The sequence below is a fragment of the Streptomyces sp. KL116D genome, assembly GCF_030766975.1.
Taxonomy (GTDB): domain Bacteria; phylum Actinomycetota; class Actinomycetes; order Streptomycetales; family Streptomycetaceae; genus Streptomyces; species Streptomyces longispororuber_A.
Map to the genome: position 1 here is coordinate 31,072 of NZ_JASERH010000005.1, position 17,484 is coordinate 48,555.

20 protein-coding genes are annotated in these 17,484 nt (G+C 72.9%); 11 read left to right on the forward strand and 9 right to left on the reverse strand.

The window, feature by feature from the left end:
* Positions 1-28 precede the first annotated feature (28 nt).
* The 5 genes from RBJ77_RS01555 to RBJ77_RS01575 form a co-directional block, all read right to left on the reverse strand.
* Entirely contained in the window at positions 29-709 is a 681-nt protein-coding gene (locus RBJ77_RS01555) for a histone-like nucleoid-structuring protein Lsr2 (RefSeq protein WP_372343300.1), read from the reverse strand.
* Positions 710-820: 111 nt separating this feature from the next.
* Positions 821-1,822, reverse strand: coding sequence for a hypothetical protein (locus tag RBJ77_RS01560; protein ID WP_372343301.1), 1,002 nt, complete (start codon positions 1,820-1,822; stop codon positions 821-823).
* A gap of 31 nt (positions 1,823-1,853) precedes the next feature.
* Positions 1,854-2,363 carry a lamin tail domain-containing protein gene (locus RBJ77_RS01565; protein WP_372343302.1) on the reverse strand — a complete coding sequence of 170 codons (510 nt, stop codon included), beginning with the start codon at positions 2,361-2,363 and terminating at the stop codon, positions 1,854-1,856.
* Between the two features lie 101 nt (positions 2,364-2,464).
* Positions 2,465-3,370, reverse strand: coding sequence for a chitosanase (locus tag RBJ77_RS01570; RefSeq protein WP_372343303.1), 906 nt, complete (start codon positions 3,368-3,370; stop codon positions 2,465-2,467).
* 107 nt (positions 3,371-3,477) lie between these two features.
* Positions 3,478-4,392, reverse strand: a complete 915-nt coding sequence (locus RBJ77_RS01575; protein WP_372343304.1) for a rhomboid family intramembrane serine protease — start codon at positions 4,390-4,392, stop codon at positions 3,478-3,480.
* Positions 4,393-4,532: 140 nt separating this feature from the next.
* Between RBJ77_RS01575 and RBJ77_RS01580 the strand changes: the two genes are divergently transcribed.
* From RBJ77_RS01580 to RBJ77_RS01590, 3 genes are all read left to right on the forward strand, one after another.
* Positions 4,533-5,084: a HutD family protein gene (locus tag RBJ77_RS01580; protein ID WP_372343305.1), complete on the forward strand. Its 552-nt coding sequence runs from the start codon at positions 4,533-4,535 to the stop codon at positions 5,082-5,084.
* Between the two features lie 87 nt (positions 5,085-5,171).
* Complete coding sequence (locus RBJ77_RS01585) at positions 5,172-6,095, forward strand: NAD-dependent epimerase/dehydratase family protein (protein ID WP_372343306.1); 924 nt, start codon at positions 5,172-5,174, stop codon at positions 6,093-6,095.
* Positions 6,096-6,099: 4 nt separating this feature from the next.
* On the forward strand, positions 6,100-7,086 hold the full coding sequence (locus RBJ77_RS01590) for an RNA polymerase sigma-70 factor (protein WP_372343307.1): 987 nt from the start codon (positions 6,100-6,102) through the stop codon (positions 7,084-7,086).
* Here RBJ77_RS01590 and RBJ77_RS01595 read toward each other — a convergent pair.
* Entirely contained in the window at positions 7,067-7,960 is an 894-nt protein-coding gene (locus tag RBJ77_RS01595) for an aldo/keto reductase (protein ID WP_372343308.1), read from the reverse strand. The genes RBJ77_RS01590 and RBJ77_RS01595 overlap by 20 nt on opposite strands.
* A 76-nt stretch (positions 7,961-8,036) precedes the next feature.
* Between RBJ77_RS01595 and RBJ77_RS01600 the strand changes: the two genes are divergently transcribed.
* Positions 8,037-8,438 carry a MerR family transcriptional regulator gene (locus tag RBJ77_RS01600; protein WP_372343309.1) on the forward strand — a complete coding sequence of 134 codons (402 nt, stop codon included), beginning with the start codon at positions 8,037-8,039 and terminating at the stop codon, positions 8,436-8,438.
* On the opposite strand, the gene RBJ77_RS01605 is transcribed toward RBJ77_RS01600, so the two are convergent.
* From RBJ77_RS01605 to RBJ77_RS01615, 3 genes are read right to left on the reverse strand one after another with little or no spacing between them, the layout of a single operon-like run.
* The gene (locus RBJ77_RS01605; RefSeq protein ID WP_372343310.1) at positions 8,362-9,327 is read right to left on the reverse strand and encodes an acyl-CoA dehydrogenase family protein; all 966 of its coding nucleotides are present in this window, start codon (positions 9,325-9,327) and stop codon (positions 8,362-8,364) included. The two genes, RBJ77_RS01600 and RBJ77_RS01605, sit on opposite strands and share 77 nt — an antisense overlap.
* The gene (locus tag RBJ77_RS01610) at positions 9,327-10,466 is read right to left on the reverse strand and encodes an acyl-CoA dehydrogenase family protein (protein WP_372343311.1); all 1,140 of its coding nucleotides are present in this window, start codon (positions 10,464-10,466) and stop codon (positions 9,327-9,329) included. The genes RBJ77_RS01605 and RBJ77_RS01610 overlap by 1 nt, the downstream gene beginning before the upstream one ends.
* Complete coding sequence (locus RBJ77_RS01615; protein WP_372343312.1) at positions 10,463-11,356, reverse strand: enoyl-CoA hydratase; 894 nt, start codon at positions 11,354-11,356, stop codon at positions 10,463-10,465. Before RBJ77_RS01615 ends, RBJ77_RS01610 begins: the two co-directional genes overlap by 4 nt.
* 142 nt (positions 11,357-11,498) lie before the next feature.
* Here RBJ77_RS01615 and RBJ77_RS01620 point away from each other — a divergent pair, with 142 nt between their 5' ends.
* From RBJ77_RS01620 to RBJ77_RS01650, 7 genes are all read left to right on the forward strand, one after another.
* Entirely contained in the window at positions 11,499-12,290 is a 792-nt protein-coding gene (locus RBJ77_RS01620; protein WP_372343313.1) for an SDR family oxidoreductase, read from the forward strand.
* On the forward strand, positions 12,287-12,895 hold the full coding sequence (locus RBJ77_RS01625) for a TetR/AcrR family transcriptional regulator (RefSeq protein ID WP_372343314.1): 609 nt from the start codon (positions 12,287-12,289) through the stop codon (positions 12,893-12,895). Before RBJ77_RS01620 ends, RBJ77_RS01625 begins: the two co-directional genes overlap by 4 nt.
* Before the next feature lie 6 nt (positions 12,896-12,901).
* Positions 12,902-14,059 (forward strand): acetyl-CoA C-acetyltransferase, encoded by a 1,158-nt coding sequence (locus RBJ77_RS01630; RefSeq protein WP_372343315.1) that lies wholly within the window; start codon positions 12,902-12,904, stop codon positions 14,057-14,059.
* Positions 14,060-14,108: 49 nt separating this feature from the next.
* Positions 14,109-14,957, forward strand: coding sequence for an SDR family oxidoreductase (locus RBJ77_RS01635; protein ID WP_372343316.1), 849 nt, complete (start codon positions 14,109-14,111; stop codon positions 14,955-14,957).
* 103 nt (positions 14,958-15,060) lie between these two features.
* A complete protein-coding gene (locus RBJ77_RS01640; RefSeq protein ID WP_372343317.1) occupies positions 15,061-15,690 on the forward strand; it encodes a TetR/AcrR family transcriptional regulator in 630 nt (209 codons plus the stop codon).
* Positions 15,691-15,834: 144 nt separating this feature from the next.
* On the forward strand, positions 15,835-16,038 hold the full coding sequence (locus tag RBJ77_RS01645; RefSeq protein ID WP_005318814.1) for a cold-shock protein: 204 nt from the start codon (positions 15,835-15,837) through the stop codon (positions 16,036-16,038).
* 94 nt (positions 16,039-16,132) lie between these two features.
* Positions 16,133-17,484 (forward strand): DEAD/DEAH box helicase (locus RBJ77_RS01650; protein WP_372343318.1); only part of this gene is annotated, 1,352 nt, incomplete at its 3' end.

Consider the following 17,484-nt stretch of genomic DNA (forward strand, 5'->3'; position numbering starts at 1 on the left):
GTGGGCGGGCGTCGCGGTGCGTCCGGGCTCAGTCGCGGTGCGCCCGCTCCCAGGCGTCCCGCACGGCCACGCCGATGCGGCCGCGCGGCGGGACGTCGTACCCGTTGGCACGCGCCCAGGCGCGGATCTGGGCCGAGTCGACCGGCGGGCTCGGCTCGGGCAGCGGCGGACACCACTGGTCAAGGCGGGACGGCTCGAAGCCGACGCCGTCGGCCGCCAGGCCCTTCGGGAACTGGGGGACTTCCGTGGTCCCGCTCAGGACCGCGACGAGGAACCGGGTCAGGCCGCCGTCGAAGACGAACCACCGTGGCCCACGTGCCTCGTTGACGGCGACCTGCCAGGCGTCCGGGCCGGCCCGGGGGTCGGCGATCCAGAAGAGGACCTCGCCGTTGTCCGTGCCGCCGCAGGGCAGCAGGAGTTCCGGGTCGACCGGTGAGGGACAGATCCCCCGGGCGTGGTCCGAGCGCATCTGCGCGCGGATCCGGTCGGCGGCCGGTCCGGCCAGCCGCACGTGCACCGACGTGTGGCGGGGGTCGTGGACCCAGAAGAAGTCGGCCAGGCGGCCGGGGTCGTAGGCGGCGGTGAACTGCCGGTAGTCCTGCGGCAGTCGTGTCCCGAGGGCCGCCTCCACGCCCGCCCAGTCCACCGGGGGCTGCACGGGGGCGGGCGGCGGACACAGGTCGGTGAGTCGGTCGAGCGGTGTGCTCACGGGCTTCCTTCTCCCGGGCGGGGCGGCGCCGTCATCGGTGCGGGCCGGGTCCGCTCCATGCTCTCGTGACCGTGCGCCGGGGCGGCGGCGGACCACGCGGTCACGTCACGCTCACGCCAGGTGCCAGCGCCGGACGACGTCGTCCTCCACCGTCAGCCACGTGCCGTCGCCGAGGGCGAGTGGGTCGGGTGCGTGCGTGCCGGGGTAGTCGAGTTCGGTGAGTGGGGCCAGCGTGTGGGCGTCCAGGAGCAGGTGGGTGTTCTCGGGCGAGTCCTCCTCCTCGGCGACCGCGGCGAGCACCAGGTTCTTGTCGAGGAAGCCGGTGCGGGGTCCGACGAAGCGGAAGTCCTGCGGGAGCACGTCCTCGGCCTCCACCAGGACATCCGGCCGTCCGGGCGCGTACCGGCCGAGCCACTCGCCGCCCACGTCCAGGTGGAGGAAGGCTCCGTCCAGGCCCACGCCCGCGGTCAGTTCGGTGGGCAGGCCGACCGGGGTCGCCGTGAGCCGGTCGGCGGGCGCGTCGATCGCCAGCGCGAAGAACGTGTCGCCCTGCGCCGCGTCGAGGAAGAGCTGCGCCGGGTGCGTCAGGGACTGCTTGAAGGCGTAGCCCGCCGCCGCGGACGGCAGTTGGACCTGTCCCCTGGGGCGGCCGTCGGCCAGGTCGAGTGCCAGGCACAGGTCGCCGGGGTAGGGGCGGGCCGTCTGGTCCGGCCCCGGCGCCGTGACGAGGAGGCGGCGGCCGGCCGGGTCGGCGGCGCAGGCCGGGCTCGCCCCGGCGCCGCCGGTCCATGCCGCCGACTCCCGGGTCCAGCGCACCCGGGAGTCCGCCCCGTACACGGTGACCAGCCCGTCGCCGGTCACCGCGAGGCCGCCGTCCGGCAGCGGGGAGACGTATCCCCGCCCGGCGCCCGGCCGTTGTACGCGCCTCACCTCGTCGAGGACCCGGGTGTCCCGGGCGGCGACACGGCCCGCCGTGACGGTGTCGCCGGTCCACGCGACCAGCCAGTTCGCGCCGTCCCGGGTGAGGAACGCGTCGTACCAGGAGGAACACGCGCCGTACCCCGCGAACTCCTCCTCGGCCAGCAGTCCGACCGTGGGGCGGGGTGGTGCCATGGGGCTCTCCTGGTGCGCGGGGCGGGACCGGTCAGGCGTGGAAGCCGATGTACCCGTTGCCGTCGCGGTCGTTGCCGGACTTCGTGTACTTGTGCGTGTCCGCGTGGCTGCCGGCCGGCTTGTAGAGGTAGATCGTGTCGCCCGCGTTGTTCCAGAGGAAGTTGCAGTTGTTGCGGTAGACCACGTTCTTCGCGTCCGAGTCCGTGCCCCGGCCGCCGCGCAGCCGGACGTAGTCGCCGGGCTGGAGGCTGTGGCTCCTGGTGAACGTGAACGTGTTGCCGGTCGCGTCCTTGACCACGTACCCCTTGAGGTTCACCGTCGCGGTCCTGGAGTAGTTCTTGATCGTCAGGTACTCCTGCGCGGTGTTGCCGCCGGAACAGCGGTTGTCGTCCCGGCCCGGCGCGTCGTACTGGACCCCGCGGACCTTCAGCGCCGAGCTGTACTCGGCCGCGTACGCGGGGGCCGCGCCCAGCAGGGTGACGGCCGCCAGAGCGGAGACGGAGAGCGCCGAGGCAGCGGCCAACGTGGTGCGTATGGTCATGTGTTGTCCCTTTGGGGCAGGGCGGTGCGCACGCGGGCACCACGAATTCGACACGCCATCTTCACAGACGGGTGGATGCCCGCGGGCGGAATCTCCGTGAATCACGGCACCCGGAACGTTTCGCCGTATACCTGCCACGTGAGCGGCGCCTTGAGCGCGAGGTTCCCGTCGTAGAGGAAACGGCGCTGCGCCGTGTCGATGCGCGTCGTGTCCCGGTCCGGGTTCTTGGCCTTCATCGCCTTGCGGCGGATGTCCAGGAAGATGTCCAGGTACGCCTTCTCCTTGCCGCCCTGCGCCGGGGTGTCGGCCTCCTTCATGGCCTGTTCGCGCAGGCCGTAGAAGCCGGTCGGGCCGATGCCGGGGCCGTGCAGCACCATCGCGTCGTAGTAGACGAACTGGCCGAGCGTGCCCAGGCCGTCGAGCTTGGCGAGGCGGACCGCCGGGTTGAAGTAGACGCGGTCGCGCTCGGTGTTCTGGGCGTCGCGGAAGGCCTTGACGCCGGCCTCCTTCTTCCAGGCCGCGGTGAAGCCGGGGTCGAGGCCCTCGTGGGAGTCGGAGCCGTCGACCTCGCGCAGGGCCGGGAGGTACTTCTTCAGGCCGTTGTCGGGGTGGGCCTTCGTGTAGCGCTCGACCAGGGTCAGCAGGTCGTGGGTGCCGGTGCAGAACCCGATGATGCCCGCCGTGTAGCCCTGGCCGTCGGCTATGTCCTCGATGTAGCCGTACTGGCCGCGCCAGTCGAGCGTCGAGTTCTCGGCGCTGGCGACGATCTGCTGGGCCAGCTCCTTCTTCTCCGGGGCCGCGAGACCGGGCGGCAGGCTCGCGATCAGCTTGTCGTCGGCCTCGCGCTCCGTGGCCGACTTGCCGTCGTCGTAGCCGGCGCTGGCCGACGACTTCGGCAGGGCCGGGGAACCGTCGTTCTCGCCGTCGGGGGACAGGAAGAAGACCGCCGCTGTGGCCAGGGGGGCCGCGGCGATGAAGGAGAGGACCAGACAGCCTGCGCGTTTCATGCGGGACAGAGTAAGGGGACGGACGTACGGGACTGCTACGGGTGTCCGGTCCGTGGGCCGGCCCGTGGGACTGTCCGTGGGCCTGCCCGTGGGCCTGTTCGTGGGGCCTAGGTGAGGGCCGCCACCTTCAGTGCCGCCAGGAGCAGCGCCAGGGCCACCACGCCCACGCACGCGACCACCTGCACGGTGTCCCGCCGTCGGCGCGGCGCGTACACGAGGGCCGCCGTCACCAGACCGCCCGTCAGCAACCCGCCCAGGTGCCCCTGCCACGACGTGAATCCGGCCGAGATCAGCATCCACAGCAGGAAGTACGCCATGAACCGGTTGACGCCCCGCATGTCCGCGCCGAGCCGCCGCGCGATCACGTAGTACGCCGCGCCGAGCCCGAAGATGGCGCCGGACGCCCCGACCGTCGGGGCCTCGGGGGCGATCAGCAGCACCAGGACGGAGCTGCCGAGCGCCGAGATCAGGTACAGGGCGAGGTAGCGGACCCGGCCGAGCTGGGACTCGACGATCCGGCCCAGGTTCCACAGCGTCCACATGTTCAGGGCGATGTGCAGGACGCCGAACAGGCCCTCTGTGGGCGGCAGGTGGAGGAACGCGCCGGTCAGCAGCCGGTACCACTCGCCGGTCGCGACCCCGTCGGTGTGGTAGTCCGGGGTGAACACGTCCTGGTAGACGTACCGCCCGCCGTCCGGTCCGACGAGGCCGATGCCCACCATCTGGAGGCGCTCGACGATGCCGGGGAAGACCGTCTCGCCGAGGTAGGCGAGGATGTTCACCGCCATCAGCGCGTACGTCACCAGCGGCACGGCCGAGATCCGGCCGCCGGCCACCGTACGGGCCTGCCGCACCGAGCGGCTGCCCTCGTGCACGCACTCCGGGCACTGGAAGCCGACGGCCGCGTCCCGCATGCACTGCGGGCATATCGGGCGCTCGCAGCGCGTGCAGCTGATGTGCGTCTCGGTGTCGGCGTGCCGATAACACGTCGGCGTCGTGGCGGACTGGGGCGTGGGCTCCACGGCCGGCTCCTGGAGGTCGTCAAGTGCGAGATCGTCACGTACGTGCGAGATCGTCACGTACAGGGGGCGGCGAACAAAATAGCGAAGTGGGCGGGGCCGGGGCGGCCCGGGTGGGTCACGGTCGCGTACCGTCTGCGCCCATGAACCACCAGGTCGTCGTCCGTCCGCTGCCCGCCGCTGCCCGCACCGCGGTCCCCTGGAAGAACGGCGGCGGGGTGACGCGCGAGATCGCCGGTTCGCCCGAGGGCGCCGGCACGGCCGACTTCCGGTGGCGGGTCAGCCTCGCCGAGGTGGCGGGGGACGGACCGTTCTCCGCGTTCCCCGGCGTCGACCGGACGCTCACCATGGTCGAGGGCGACGGGATGGAGCTGACCGTCGCAGGCCGGCCCCGTCTCGTCGAATCGCTGTACGAGCCACGGGACTTCGCCGGTGACGTGGCCACCGACTGCCGGCTCCTCGGCGGGCCGGTCGTCAACTTCAACGTCATGTGGCGCCGGGACGCCGTCGCCGCGCCGCCCGCCGTCGCCGTCGTCCGCGGCGCCCTGCCCGTGGCGGACGCCCTCGTCGTCGCCCTGTCCGACGCGGGCGCGGAGCTCGGGGGCCGGACCCTCGGACGGTACGACGCCGCCTTGGTCGACGGCCCTGCGCACCTGGTGGCGAAGGGGCCGGTCGCCGTGGTCACCGGTATGTGACACGGGTCACTCCGGGGTGTGTCACGTTCCGGGCGGCCCGGCAGTCCCATGGCCGACCGCACGGACCGACGGACTCTGGAGGACACCATGAAGGTTCTGCTCGCGGGCGGCAGCGGCACCCTCGGCACCCTCGCCACCGACGCGCTGCGCGCCGACTGCCACGAGGTGACCAGGCTCGGCCGGGGCGCCGCCAACGACGCCCGCGCCGACCTCCTCGACCGGGACGCCGTCCTGCGCGCCGTCGACGGACACGGCTTCGACGTCGTCGTGCACGCCGCGACCGCCATCGGCGGCAAGTCCATGACGCGCCATCAGGACATGTATCCCACCGACGAGTTGCGCACCACCGGCACCGTCAACCTGCTCGCCGCCGCCCGCGCCACCGGCGCCCGCCGCTTCGTCGCCGAGTCGATGATGTTCGGCTACGGCTACGGGGACCACGGCGGCGCCCCCGTCACCGAGGACGGCACCCCCTTCGGGCCGCGCGGGCGCACCGCCCCGCTGGAGCGCCACGTCGGCGCCATGCGGATCAAGGAGGAGCTCACCTTCACCGCCGACGGCATCGAGGGGATCGCCCTGCGCTTCGGCCTGTTCTACGGCGGCGGCACCACCGACACCCACATGGTGCCGCTGCTGCGCGCCCGCAGGCTGCCCACCGTCGCCGACCGCGGGCGGGCCCAGTCGTGGGTCGAACTCGCCGACGCCGCACGGGCGGTGGCCGCCTCGGTCACCGGCGGCCGGGCGGGGGAGGCGTACAACGTCTGCGAGGACGAGGCCGTCTCCTTCGGCACGCACCTGCGGACGATCGCCGAGGCGTTCGGCACACCACGGCCGCTGACCGTCCCGGCCTGGCTGCTGCGGGCCGCACCGCTCGCGCACAGCATGATGACCACCGACCTGCGCATGGCCAACGCCAAGGCCGCCGAGGGGCTCGGCTGGCGGCCCACGTACCGGAGCAGCGTCGAGGGCGTCCGCGCACTTGCCGCGCGCGCCGGGGCGCTGGCAGCCTGACCGCGTGATCGAGAAATCCGGCGACACGGGTGGCATGGGTGACACGGACGACACGGACGACACGTGCGCCGACGGCACCACCGGCACCACCGGCGATGACGTCTTCGTGACGCACCGGCGGCTGCTGTTCGGCACCGCCTACCGGATGCTCGGCAGCGTCGCCGACACCGAGGACGTCCTCCAGGACGCGTGGATCAAGTGGGCGGCCGTGGACCGGTCGACGGTCGGCAACCCGCGCGCGTATCTCGTCCGGATCGTCACCAACCTCTGCCTGACCCGGCTGACGTCGGCCCGCGCCCGGCGCGAGACGTACGTCGGCCCCTGGCTCCCCGAGCCCCTGCTCACCGGCACCGGCACCGGCCTGGGTACCGGCCTCGGGAGCGAACCGGACGCTGCCGAGGAGGTGGAGACCGCCGAGTCGGTGTCGCTGGCGATGCTGGTGGTCCTGGAGTCGCTCTCCCCGCTGGAGCGCGCCGTGTTCGTGCTCCGCGAGGCGTTCGGCTTCTCCTACGCGGAGATCGCCGACGCCACCGACCGCGCCGAGGCCACCGTGCGGCAGACCGGCCACCGGGCCCGCTCCCACGTCCAGGCACGCCGCCCCCGCTACGACACGGACGACGGGGCGCGCCGCGAGATCACCGAGAAGTTCCTCGCGGCCTGCACCGGCGGCGACCTGAACGCGATGCTGGAGCTGCTCGCCCCCGACGTGACCGCCTGGTCGGACGGCGGCGGCAAGGTGACCGCCGCGCGCCGCCCCCTGTACGGCCCCGACCACGTCGCCCGCTGGTTCCTCGGCGTCCTCGCCAAGCCCGGCCTGGAGGCGGTGCGCGGCGAGGCCGCCGGGATCAACGGGCAGTCCGGCGTGCTGTTCACGGTCGACGGGTACCCGGTCGGCGCGCTCGCCCTGGAGGCGGTCGACGGCCGCATCCAGGAGCTGCGCTTCCAGGTCAACCCCGACAAGCTCGCCGGGCTCACCCGTCGATCTGCCTGAACTGCTCGTCGGACAGGGCGAGTCGGAGGGCGCCGAGGTTCTCCTCCAGGTGGGCGGGGGACGAGGTGCCGGGGATGGGCAGGATGTTCGGGGAGCGGTGCAGCTGCCAGGCCAGCGCCACCTGCGACGGCGTCGCCCCGATCTCCGCGGCCACGGCCGCCACCGGGCTGTCGGCCCCGGCGTGCGCGCCCATCGCGATCGGGAACCACGGGACGAAGGCGATGCCGCGGGCCGCCGTGTGCTCCACCACCGCCTCGTGGTCGCGGGTCTGCAGGTTGTAGAGGTTCTGGACGCTCGCCACCGGTGTGATCGCCTCGGCCTCCTCGATCTGCTCGACGCTCACCTCGGACAGTCCGATGTGCCGCACCTTCCCCTCCTCCTGGAGCCGCTTGAGCGCGCCGATCTGGTCCGCGAGCGGGTACTGCGGGTCGACGCGGTGCAGCTGGAGCAGGTCGATGCGCTCCACCCGCAGCCGCCGCAGCGCCAGTTCGGCCTGCTGGCGCAGATAGGCCGGGTGGCCGAGCGGCACCCACTCCGTGGGCGAGGGCCGTACCACCCCGATCTTCGTGGCCACCGCGACCTGCCCCTCGTACGGGTGCAGCGCCTCGGCGATGAGCTCCTCGCTCGCCCCGAGGGCGTAGGCGTCGGCCGTGTCGAAGAGGGTGACGCCGAGCTCGGCCGCCCGCCGCAGCAGGGCGATCGCGGCGGTCCGGTCGGTGGGCCCGCGCCAGATGGGCGCGGCCGAGCCGTAGCGCTCGGCGGGGGCGTCGGCGAGGCGCATCGTGCCGTAGCCGATGCGGGAGACGGGAAGGTCGGAGCCGAGTGCGAAAGTGGTGGTCGTCGCGGCGGTCGTCGTGTTCGCTGTGGTCGTCATGACGGGAACGCTATGAACTCACATCGATGTGAGGTTCAAGGGACTGTGGCGCACATCACTCGTGGGGGGATGCGGGATGAAGATCGGTGAGCTGTCGAGAGTGACCGGTGTCGGGGTGCGGCTGCTGCGCTACTACGAGGAGCAGGGCCTGCTCACTCCCGGGCGCACCGCGGGCGGGCAGCGCGTGTACGACGCGGAGGCGCCGCGCACCGTGCGCCGCATCCGCGCGTTCCTCGACGCGGGGCTGCCCACCCGGGTCATCGGCGAGATCCTCACCTGCGTGTGCGGCAGCGAGGCCGAGGTCGAGCCGTGCCTGACGCCGATGCTCCTCGACCAACTGCGGGACATCGAGGAGCGCATCGACCGGCTCCAGGGATCGCGGGCCTCCCTCACGGACATCCTCACGGCGACCCGGTCACCCGAGCCCGGCACACCGCCGGAGACCCCCACGCGTCCCGCAGCGGGCGTGCCTTCCTGAGCCACAGGGACAGGTCGAGCTCCTCCGTGTACCCCACGGCCCCGTGCAGCTGGAGGGCCGCACGGGCCGCCGCGTACGCCGCGTCGCCCGCCGCCGCCTTGGCCGCCGCGATGTCCGCCGACGTCATCGACAGAGCCGCCCCGAACAGCAGCGGCCGGGCGAACTCCAGGCCGATGAGCGCGTCCGCGAGCCGGTGCTTGACCGCCTGGAACGAGCCGATCGGCACCCCGAACTGCTCCCGCTGCCCGGCGTACTCGACGGTGCGGCGCAGCAGTTCGAGCCCGGTGCCGAGCGCCTGCGCCGCCGTCAAAAACGTCGCCAGGTCCGCCGCCCGCGCCACCGCCGCCCGCACCTCGGGGCCGCGCGCCAGCACGTCGCCGCCCTCGGCCGCGAACAGCCGGCGCGCCGGGTCGGCCGACTCGCGCAGCGGTCCGTGCCCGGCGGCGGTCCGCAGCGTGTCGCCCGCCGCCACGAACACCGCGTCCGCAGCGTCCGCGTCCAGCGCGTACGCCCCCGCGGCCAGGGTGACCACGGCGTCCCCGCCCGCGATCCGGGGCAGCCACTCCTTCGCGACCCCCGAGCCGTCCGGCAGCGCGCCGAGCAGCACCGCGACCGCCGCCGTCTCCACCACCGGGCCCGGCACGGCGTGCCGGCCCAACTCCACGTACGCCACCGCGAGTTCCACCGGGAGCAGGCCGAGGCCCTCGTGCGCCTCGGGGACCGCGAGCGCGAACACCCCGGCCTCCGCGAGCCGCGCCCACAGCGCCCGCCCGGGACCGAAGCCGCCGCCCGCCCACGCCCGCACCGCCGCCGGGGTGTCCGCCGCGCCCAGCATCCGGTCGAGCGTGCGGCCGAACTCGGCCTGCTCCGACTCCAGCAGGAACCTCATCAGCGGCGCCCCTTCGGCAGGCCGAGCAGCCGCTCGGCGATGATGTCGCGCTGGATCTCGTTCGTCCCCGCGTAGATGGGCCCCGCGAGCGAGAACACATACCCCTCGGACCACTCCCCGTCCGCCAACTCACCGTCCTCGCCGAGCAGTTCGAGCGCCGTCTCGTGCAGCGCGATGTCGTACTCCGACCAGAACACCTTGTTCAGGCTCGACTCCGCGCCGATCCGCTCACCGGCCGCGAACCGGGACGCGTTGGCGTACGTGAACAGCTGGTAGGCCCGGGCGCCGATCAGCGCGTCGGCCACCCGCCCCTGGAGCGCCGGATCCGCGCCGCGCTCCCGCCACAGCCGCGCGAGCCGGTCCGCCGCGGCCAGGAAGCGGCCGGGGGAGCGCAGGGTCAGCCCCCGCTCGTTGCCCGTCGTCGACATCGCGATCCGCCAGCCGTTGCCCGGCTGTCCGATCACGTCCTCGTCCGGCACGAACACGCCGTCCAGGAACAGCTCCGCGAACGCCGGCTTCCCGTCGAGGCGGCCGATCGGCCGGACCGTGACACCGGGCGCCTTCAGGTCGAACATCAGGTACGTCAGCCCGTGGTGCGGCTTCGCCGCCTCCGGGTCCGTACGGAAGATGCCGAACGCCCGGTCCGCGAACGCCGCCCGCGACGACCACGTCTTCTGGCCGTGCAGCAGCCAGCCGCCGTCCGTGCGCACCGCCCGCGCGCGCAGCGACGCCAGGTCCGAGCCCGCCTCCGGCTCCGACCACGCCTGCGCCCAGATCACCTCGCCGCTCGCCATCGACGGCAGCACCCGGGCCCGCTGCTCGTCCGTGGCGTGGTCGAAGAGGGTCGGCGCCAGCAGATTGATCCCGTTCTGCGAGACGCGGCCCGGCGCGCCCGCCGCGTAGTACTCCTCCTCGAAGACCAGCCACCGGAAGATGTCGGCGCCGCGCCCGCCGAACTCCTGCGGCCAGGACACCACCGACCAGCGGTCCGCGTGCAGTTCGGCCTCCCACGCGCGGTGCGCGGCGAAGCCCTCCCCGGTCTCCAGGGAGGGCAGCGGCCCGGCCGGTACGTGCGCCGCCAGCCACTGCCTGGCCTCCTCGCGGAACGCGTCCTCCTCCGGCGTGAAGTCCAGGTTCATCGCGTGCCCGCCTCCTTCATGGCCCGGACGTCCATGCCGCCGAGCGGGTCGGCCGCCGTCTCCGCGTTGTGCGCGTGGGCCAGGTGGTGCAGGCCGAAGACCGAGTCCATGCCCGCGTGCAGGCCCTGGAGGTCCTCCGCCTGGTTCACCGCGCGCTTGGTGAGCGCCAGGCCGAGGCGCGGCATCTCGCCCACCCGGTCCGCCAGGTCACGGGTGGCCGCCGCCAGTTCGTCGCGCGGCACCACCCGGTTCACCATCCCCACCTCGTACGCGCGGCGCGCGCTCATCCGCTCGCCGGTGAACAGGAACTCCTTCGCGATCCGCGGCGGCATCACCCACGGGTGCGCGAAGTACTCGACGCCCGGTATCCCCATCCGCACGACCGGGTCGGCGAAGAACGCGTCCTCGCTCGCCACGATCAGGTCGCACACCCACGCCAGCATCAACCCGCCCGCCACACACGCCCCCTGGACGGACGCGATCACCGGCTTCGGCAGCTCGCGCCAGCGCCGGCACATGCCGAGATAGACCTCCGACTCGCGCGCGAACCGCGACTCGGCGCCCCGCCGGTCGCAGTGGTCCCACCACAGCCCGGCCCGCCGCTCGAACGGCAGGTGCGCGTCGCGCTCCGGCGTCCCGATGTCGTGCCCCGCCGAGAAGTGCTCGCCCGCGCCCGCGAGGACGACGGCCTTCACGTCCGCGTCGTCCGCCGCCCGGTAGAAGGCGGAGTCGAGGGCGTACGTCATCGCCGAGTTCTGCGCGTTGCGGTACTCCGGCCGGTTCATCGTCACGTACGCGACCGAGCCGCTGACCTCGTAGCGGACGGGCCGCGGTGCGGGCTGTCCTGCGGACTCTCCTGCGGACTGTCCTGCGGGCCGTTCTGCGGGCATCCGAACCGTCCTTCCCTAACAAGTGTTTGGTAGGTTAGCTTATGGGCATGGACAGCGTCGAGGACTTCCCGGCCGGCTCCCGCGGCCGGCCGGAGCGGGAACTCCGCGGCGAGCAAGCCGAGTCGAGAGAAGAGGCGTGCGCATGACGAGGCCCACCGCTCCCGAGTACGTCCCCGGCCACCGGCTGCTCGACGGACGCACCGCCGTCATCACCGCGGCCGCCGGCGCCGGGATCGGCGGCGCCACCGCGCGCCGCTTCCTGGAGGAGGGCGCCCGCGTCGTCATCAGCGACGCGCACGCCCGGCGCCTCAAGGAGAGCGAGCAGGCGCTCGCCGCCGAGTTCGGCGCCGACCGGGTCGCCGCGCTCGCCTGCGACGTGACCGACGAGGAGCAGGTCCAGGCACTGTTCGCGCAGGTCACGCAGTGCCACGGCGGACTCGACATCGTCGTCAACAACGCGGGACTCGGCGGCACTTCGGCCCTCGTCGACATGTCCGACGAGCAGTGGGGGCGCGTCCTGGACGTCACGCTGAACGGCACCTTCCGCTGCGTGCGCGCCGCCCTGCGCGCCTTCCGTGACTCCGGCCGCGGCGGCGTGATCGTCAACAACGCGTCCGTGATCGGCTGGCGCGCCCAGGCCGGGCAGGCGCACTACGCCGCCGCCAAGGCCGGAGTGATGGCGCTGACCAGGACCGCCGCGATCGAGGCCGCCGAGTACGGCGTGCGGGTCAACGCGGTGGCGCCGAGCCTCGCCATGCATCCGCACCTGGTGAAGGTCACCTCCGCCGAACTCCTCGCCGAACTGACGGAGAAGGAGGCGTTCGGCCGGTACGCCGAGCCCTGGGAGGTGGCCAACGTGATGGTCTTCCTCGCCTCCCGCTACTCCTCGTACATGACCGGCGAGGTCGTCTCCGTCAGCAGCCAGCACGCATGAGCCCCTCGCCCGAGCGGCGCCGCGAACTCCTCGCCACGGCGGCCGGGGTGTTCGCGGCGCACGGCTACGACGCCACCACCGTGCGCCGGATCGCCGACGCCGCGGGCATGCTCGCGGGCAGCCTCTACTACCACTTCGACTCCAAGGACTCGATCGTCGAGGAGATCCTGCGCGGCTTCCTCGACGAGCTGTGGGGCCGCTACGACACGGTGCTCGCCGCCGGGCTCGGGCCGCGGGACACGATGCGGGCCCTGGTCACCGAGTCGTTCCGGGAGATCGACCGGCACGGGCCCGCCGTCGCCATCTACCAGAAGGAGTCGAAGGCCCTCGCGGCCAGGGAGCGGTTCGCGTTCCTCGCCGCGTCGCAGCGCAAGTTCGAGCAGACCTGGCTGACCACCCTCCAGGAAGGGGTGGCGGCCGGGGCGTTCCGCGCCGACCTCGACATCCGGCTCACGTACCGGTTCGTCCGCGACACCGTGTGGGTCGCCGCGTCCTGGTACCGGCCGGACGGCAGACACAGCCCCGAGGAGATCGCCGGCGAATACCTGGCGATGGTCCTCGACGGGATAGCCAAGCCCCCTCACCCCCAGCACGTCAGGAGTTGAAGCACCATGGCCGAGGCCTTCATCGTCGACGCGGTCCGCACCCCCGTCGGGCGCCGCAAGGGCGGACTCAGCGCCGTCCACCCCGCCGACCTGGGCGCCCACGTCCTCACGGCGCTCGTCGCCCGCACCGGCATCGACCCGGCCGCCGTCGAGGACGTCGTCTTCGGCTGCCTCGACACCGTCGGCCCGCAGGCCGGCGACATCGCCCGCACCTGCTGGCTGGCCGCAGGTCTGCCCGAGGAGGTGCCCGGGGTCACCGTCGACCGGCAGTGCGGCTCGTCGCAGCAGGCGATCCACTTCGCCGCGCAGGGCGTGCTCTCCGGCACGCAGGACCTGGTCGTCGCGGGCGGCACGCAGAACATGTCGATGATCCCGATCGCCTTCGCGTCCCGGCAGGCCGCCGAGCCGCTCGGCCTCACCGCAGGCCCGTTCGCGGGCAGCGAGGGCTGGCGCGCCCGCTACGGCGACCAGCCCGTCAACCAGTTCCACGGCGCCGAACTCATCGCGCGGAAGTGGGGCATCACCCGGCAGGACCAGGAGGCGTGGGCGCTGCGCTCCCACCAGCGGGCCCTGCGGGCGATCGACGAGGGCCGGTTCACGAAGGAGACCGTCGCCCACGGGGACGTCACCGTCGACGAAGGACCGCGCCGCGACACGACCCTGGAGAAGATGGCCGGGCTGAAGCCCGTCGTCGAGGGCGGCACCATCACTGCCGCCTGTTCCTCGCAGGTCTCCGACGGCGCGGCCGCGATGCTGATCGCCTCCGAGCGGGCCGTACGGGAACACGGGCTTACGCCCCGCGCCCGCATCCACCACCTCTCCGTACGCGGCGAGGACCCCATCCGGATGCTGTCCGCGCCCATCCCCGCGACCGCGTACGCGCTGAAGAAGACCGGCCTCACCATGGACGACATCGACCTCGTCGAGATCAACGAGGCGTTCGCCCCGGTCGTCCTCGCCTGGCTCAAGGAGACCGGCACGGACCCGGAGAAGGTCAACGTGAACGGCGGAGCCATCGCCCTGGGCCACCCCCTCGGCGCGACCGGCACCAAGCTGATGACGACGCTGCTGCACGAACTGGAGCGCACCGGCGGCCGGTTCGGCCTCCAGACCATGTGCGAGGGAGGCGGCCAGGCCAACGTCACGGTTATCGAGCGCCTGTGACCGAGGCCGCGCGGAGCAGGCGCAGGAAACCGAGGGGAGGCGTACGCGGATGAGCGAGGGACAACCGACGGGGCTGACAGGACCTACGGGACCGGCAGGCCCGGCGGGACTGGCGGGACTGGCGGGACTGGCGGGACTGGCGGGAAAGGTCGCCCTGGTGACCGGCGCGGCCCGCGGCATGGGCGAGGCCGTCGCCCGCGAGCTCGTGGCGGGCGGGGCACGGGTCGTGCTCGGCGACGTGCTCGTGGCGGAAGGGGAGAAGGCCGCCGCCGGACTCGGTGACGCGGCGCGCTTCGTGCGGCTGGACGTCACCGACGCGGCGTCCTGGACGACTGCGGTCGAGACCGCCGTCACCACGTTCGGCCGGCTCGACGTGCTCGTCAACAACGCGGCGATCTACACCACCGCACCGATCGTCGACGAGGACCCGGCGCAGTTGGCCCGGATCCTCGAGGTCGACCTCGTCGGCCCGTTCCTCGGCATCCAGGCCGTCGTCCCCGCCATGCGGGCCGGCGCGGCGGGCGGCTCGATCGTCAACATCTCCTCGCAGGCCGGCCTCCAGGGCATCTGGGGACACGGCTCGTACGGCGCCGCGAAGTGGGGGCTGCGCGGCCTCAGCCGGACGGCCGCCCTCGAACTCGGCGGCGACGGCATCCGCGTCAACGCCGTCTTCCCCGGCGCCATCGACACGGCGATGACCGCGCACCTCGGCACCACCGACCACCCGGCCGCCGCGCTCGGCCGCATCGGAAGGCCCGACGAGGTCGCCCGGCTCGTCGCCTTCCTCGCCTCGGACGGCGCCTCCTACCTCACCGGCGCCGAGGTCGCCGCGGACGGCGGCGCGTCCGCCGGCCGGATGCCGGCGCGCGGGCCGCGCGACCCGGGGGAGCGGACGTGACCCGCCCCGACGCGCACGGCCGCCGCACGCCCCGCACGCCGCGCACCCCGGGACCACCGGGCCCTGTCGCTGTGAGCCCGGCCACGGGGACCACAATGGGCCCGTGCCTACGAAGCCTGCGAAGCCCCCGAAGAAGTCCCCGTCGACGACCACCGCCGCCCCGGAGCGGCGCGGCGAGCTCCTGCACACCGCGGCCGAGGTCTTCGCCGAGCAGGGTTACAACGCGACCACCGTCCGTAAGATCGCGGACCACGCGGGCATGCTCGCGGGCAGCCTCTACTACCACTTCGACTCCAAGGAATCGATGCTGGAGGAGATCCTGCGCACGTTCCTCGACGAGCTGTGGTCCGGCTACGACACCGTGCTCGACGCGGACCTCGGCCCGCGCCAGACCCTGGAGGCCCTGGTCACCGAGTCCTTCCGGGAGATCGACCGGCACCGCTCCGCCGTCGCCATCTACCAGCGTGAGGCGCGTGCCCTCGTCGCACAGGAGCGCTTCGGTTTCCTCGCCGAGTCCCAGCGCCGCTTCGAGAAGACCTGGCTGACCACGCTGGAGCGGGGCGTCGCCGACGGCGTCTTCCGCACCGACCTCGACATCCGGCTCACCTACCGGTTCGTGCGCGACACCGTGTGGGTCGCCGCGTCCTGGTACAGGCCCGGTGGCCAGCACAGTCCCGAGGAGATCGCCCGCCAGTACCTGACCATGGTGCTGGACGGAATCGCCGCACGTTGAGAGATCGTGCTAGGCTTGCTGACGTTGCAGTTTTGGTACCCATAGACTTTATGTGCGCCTGACGGGAATGTTCCTCAGGCGCATTATTGTTTTTTGCCGGGGCGTTTCCGGAATGGGGGCTGCTACCTGTTCAAGGAGAATGACATGGCCACCGGTACCGTGAAGTGGTTCAACTCGGAAAAGGGCTTCGGCTTCATCGAGCAGGACGGCGGCGGCGCCGACGTCTTCGCCCACTACTCGAACATCGCCACCTCGGGCTTCCGTGAGCTCCAGGAGGGCCAGAAGGTCACGTTCGACGTGACGCAGGGCCAGAAGGGCCCGCAGGCGGAGAACATCCTCCCCGCCTGATCACAGCATCACCGGGCCGGGGCCCGCACCTTCACGGTGCGGGCCCCGGCTCATGCTGTCCCCTGTCTTTGGAAGTCCCCGGAAGGCATGCCGCATGGCCAGCTCAGCCCGCCCGTCCCGCCGCCGCGCCCCCCGTCCCGCAGAGGGTGGCAAGCGTCGCGCCCCCGAGCAGCGGCGCAGGCAACAGCCCACCCCGCCGCGTGAGTTCACCATGCCGGAGAACACCTCTCCCGCGCTGCCGCCGGTCGACACCTTCGACGCACTCGACATGCCCGCGGCCCTCCTGAAGACCCTGGCCGCGCAGGGCGTCACCGCGCCCTTCCCGATCCAGGCCGCGACGCTGCCCAACTCGCTCGCCGGCCGCGATCTGCTCGGCCGCGGCCGCACCGGCTCCGGCAAGACCCTCGCTTTCGGGCTCTCGATGCTCGCCCGCACCGCCGGTGCGAAGGCCGAGCCGAAGACGCCGCTGGCGCTCGTCCTCGTCCCCACGCGCGAGCTCGCCCAGCAGGTCACCGACGCCCTCACCCCGTACGCCACCTCGCTGCACCTGCGGATGGCCACCGTCGTCGGCGGCATGTCGATCTCCCGGCAGGCGGGCCAGCTGCGCCGCGGTGCCGAGGTCGTCGTCGCCACCCCCGGCCGCCTCAAGGACCTCATCGAGCGGGGTGACTGCGACCTCGCGCAGGTCCGCATCACCGTCCTCGACGAGGCCGACCAGATGGCCGACATGGGCTTCATGCCGCAGGTCACCGCGCTGCTCAAGCAGGTCGCGCCGGGCGGTCAGACGATGCTGTTCTCGGCGACGCTCGACCGGAACGTGGACCGTCTCGTCCGGCAGTTCCTCACCGACCCCGTCGTGCACTCCGTCGACCCGTCCGCGGGTGCCGTCACGACCATGGAGCACCACGTCCTGCACGTCCAGGACGAGACCGACAAGAAGGCCGTCACGGCCCGGATCGCGGCCCGCGACGGCCGCGTCATCCTCTTCGTCGACACCAAGCGCTCCGCCGACCGGCTCGCCAAGCGGCTCCTCGCCGACGGCGTCTACGCGGCCCCGCTGCACGGCGGCCGCAGCCAGCCGCAGCGCAACCGCACCCTGGAGCAGTTCAAGGACGGCCGGGTCACCGCCCTCGTCGCCACGAACGTCGCGGCGCGCGGCATCCACGTCGACGACCTCGACCTCGTCGTGAACGTCGACCCGCCCACCGAGCACAAGGACTACCTGCACCGCGGCGGCCGCACCGCCCGGGCCGGCGAGTCCGGCAGCGTCGTCACGCTGGTCCTGCCCGAGCAGAAGCGGGACGTGCAGCGCCTGATGCGCGACGCCAAGATCCAGCCCCGGACGACGCAGGTCCGCTCCACGGACGAGGAACTGGTGACGATCACCGGTGCCCGCGAGCCGTCCGGCGTTGCCGTCACCATCGCCGTGCCCGAGCCGACCGCGCC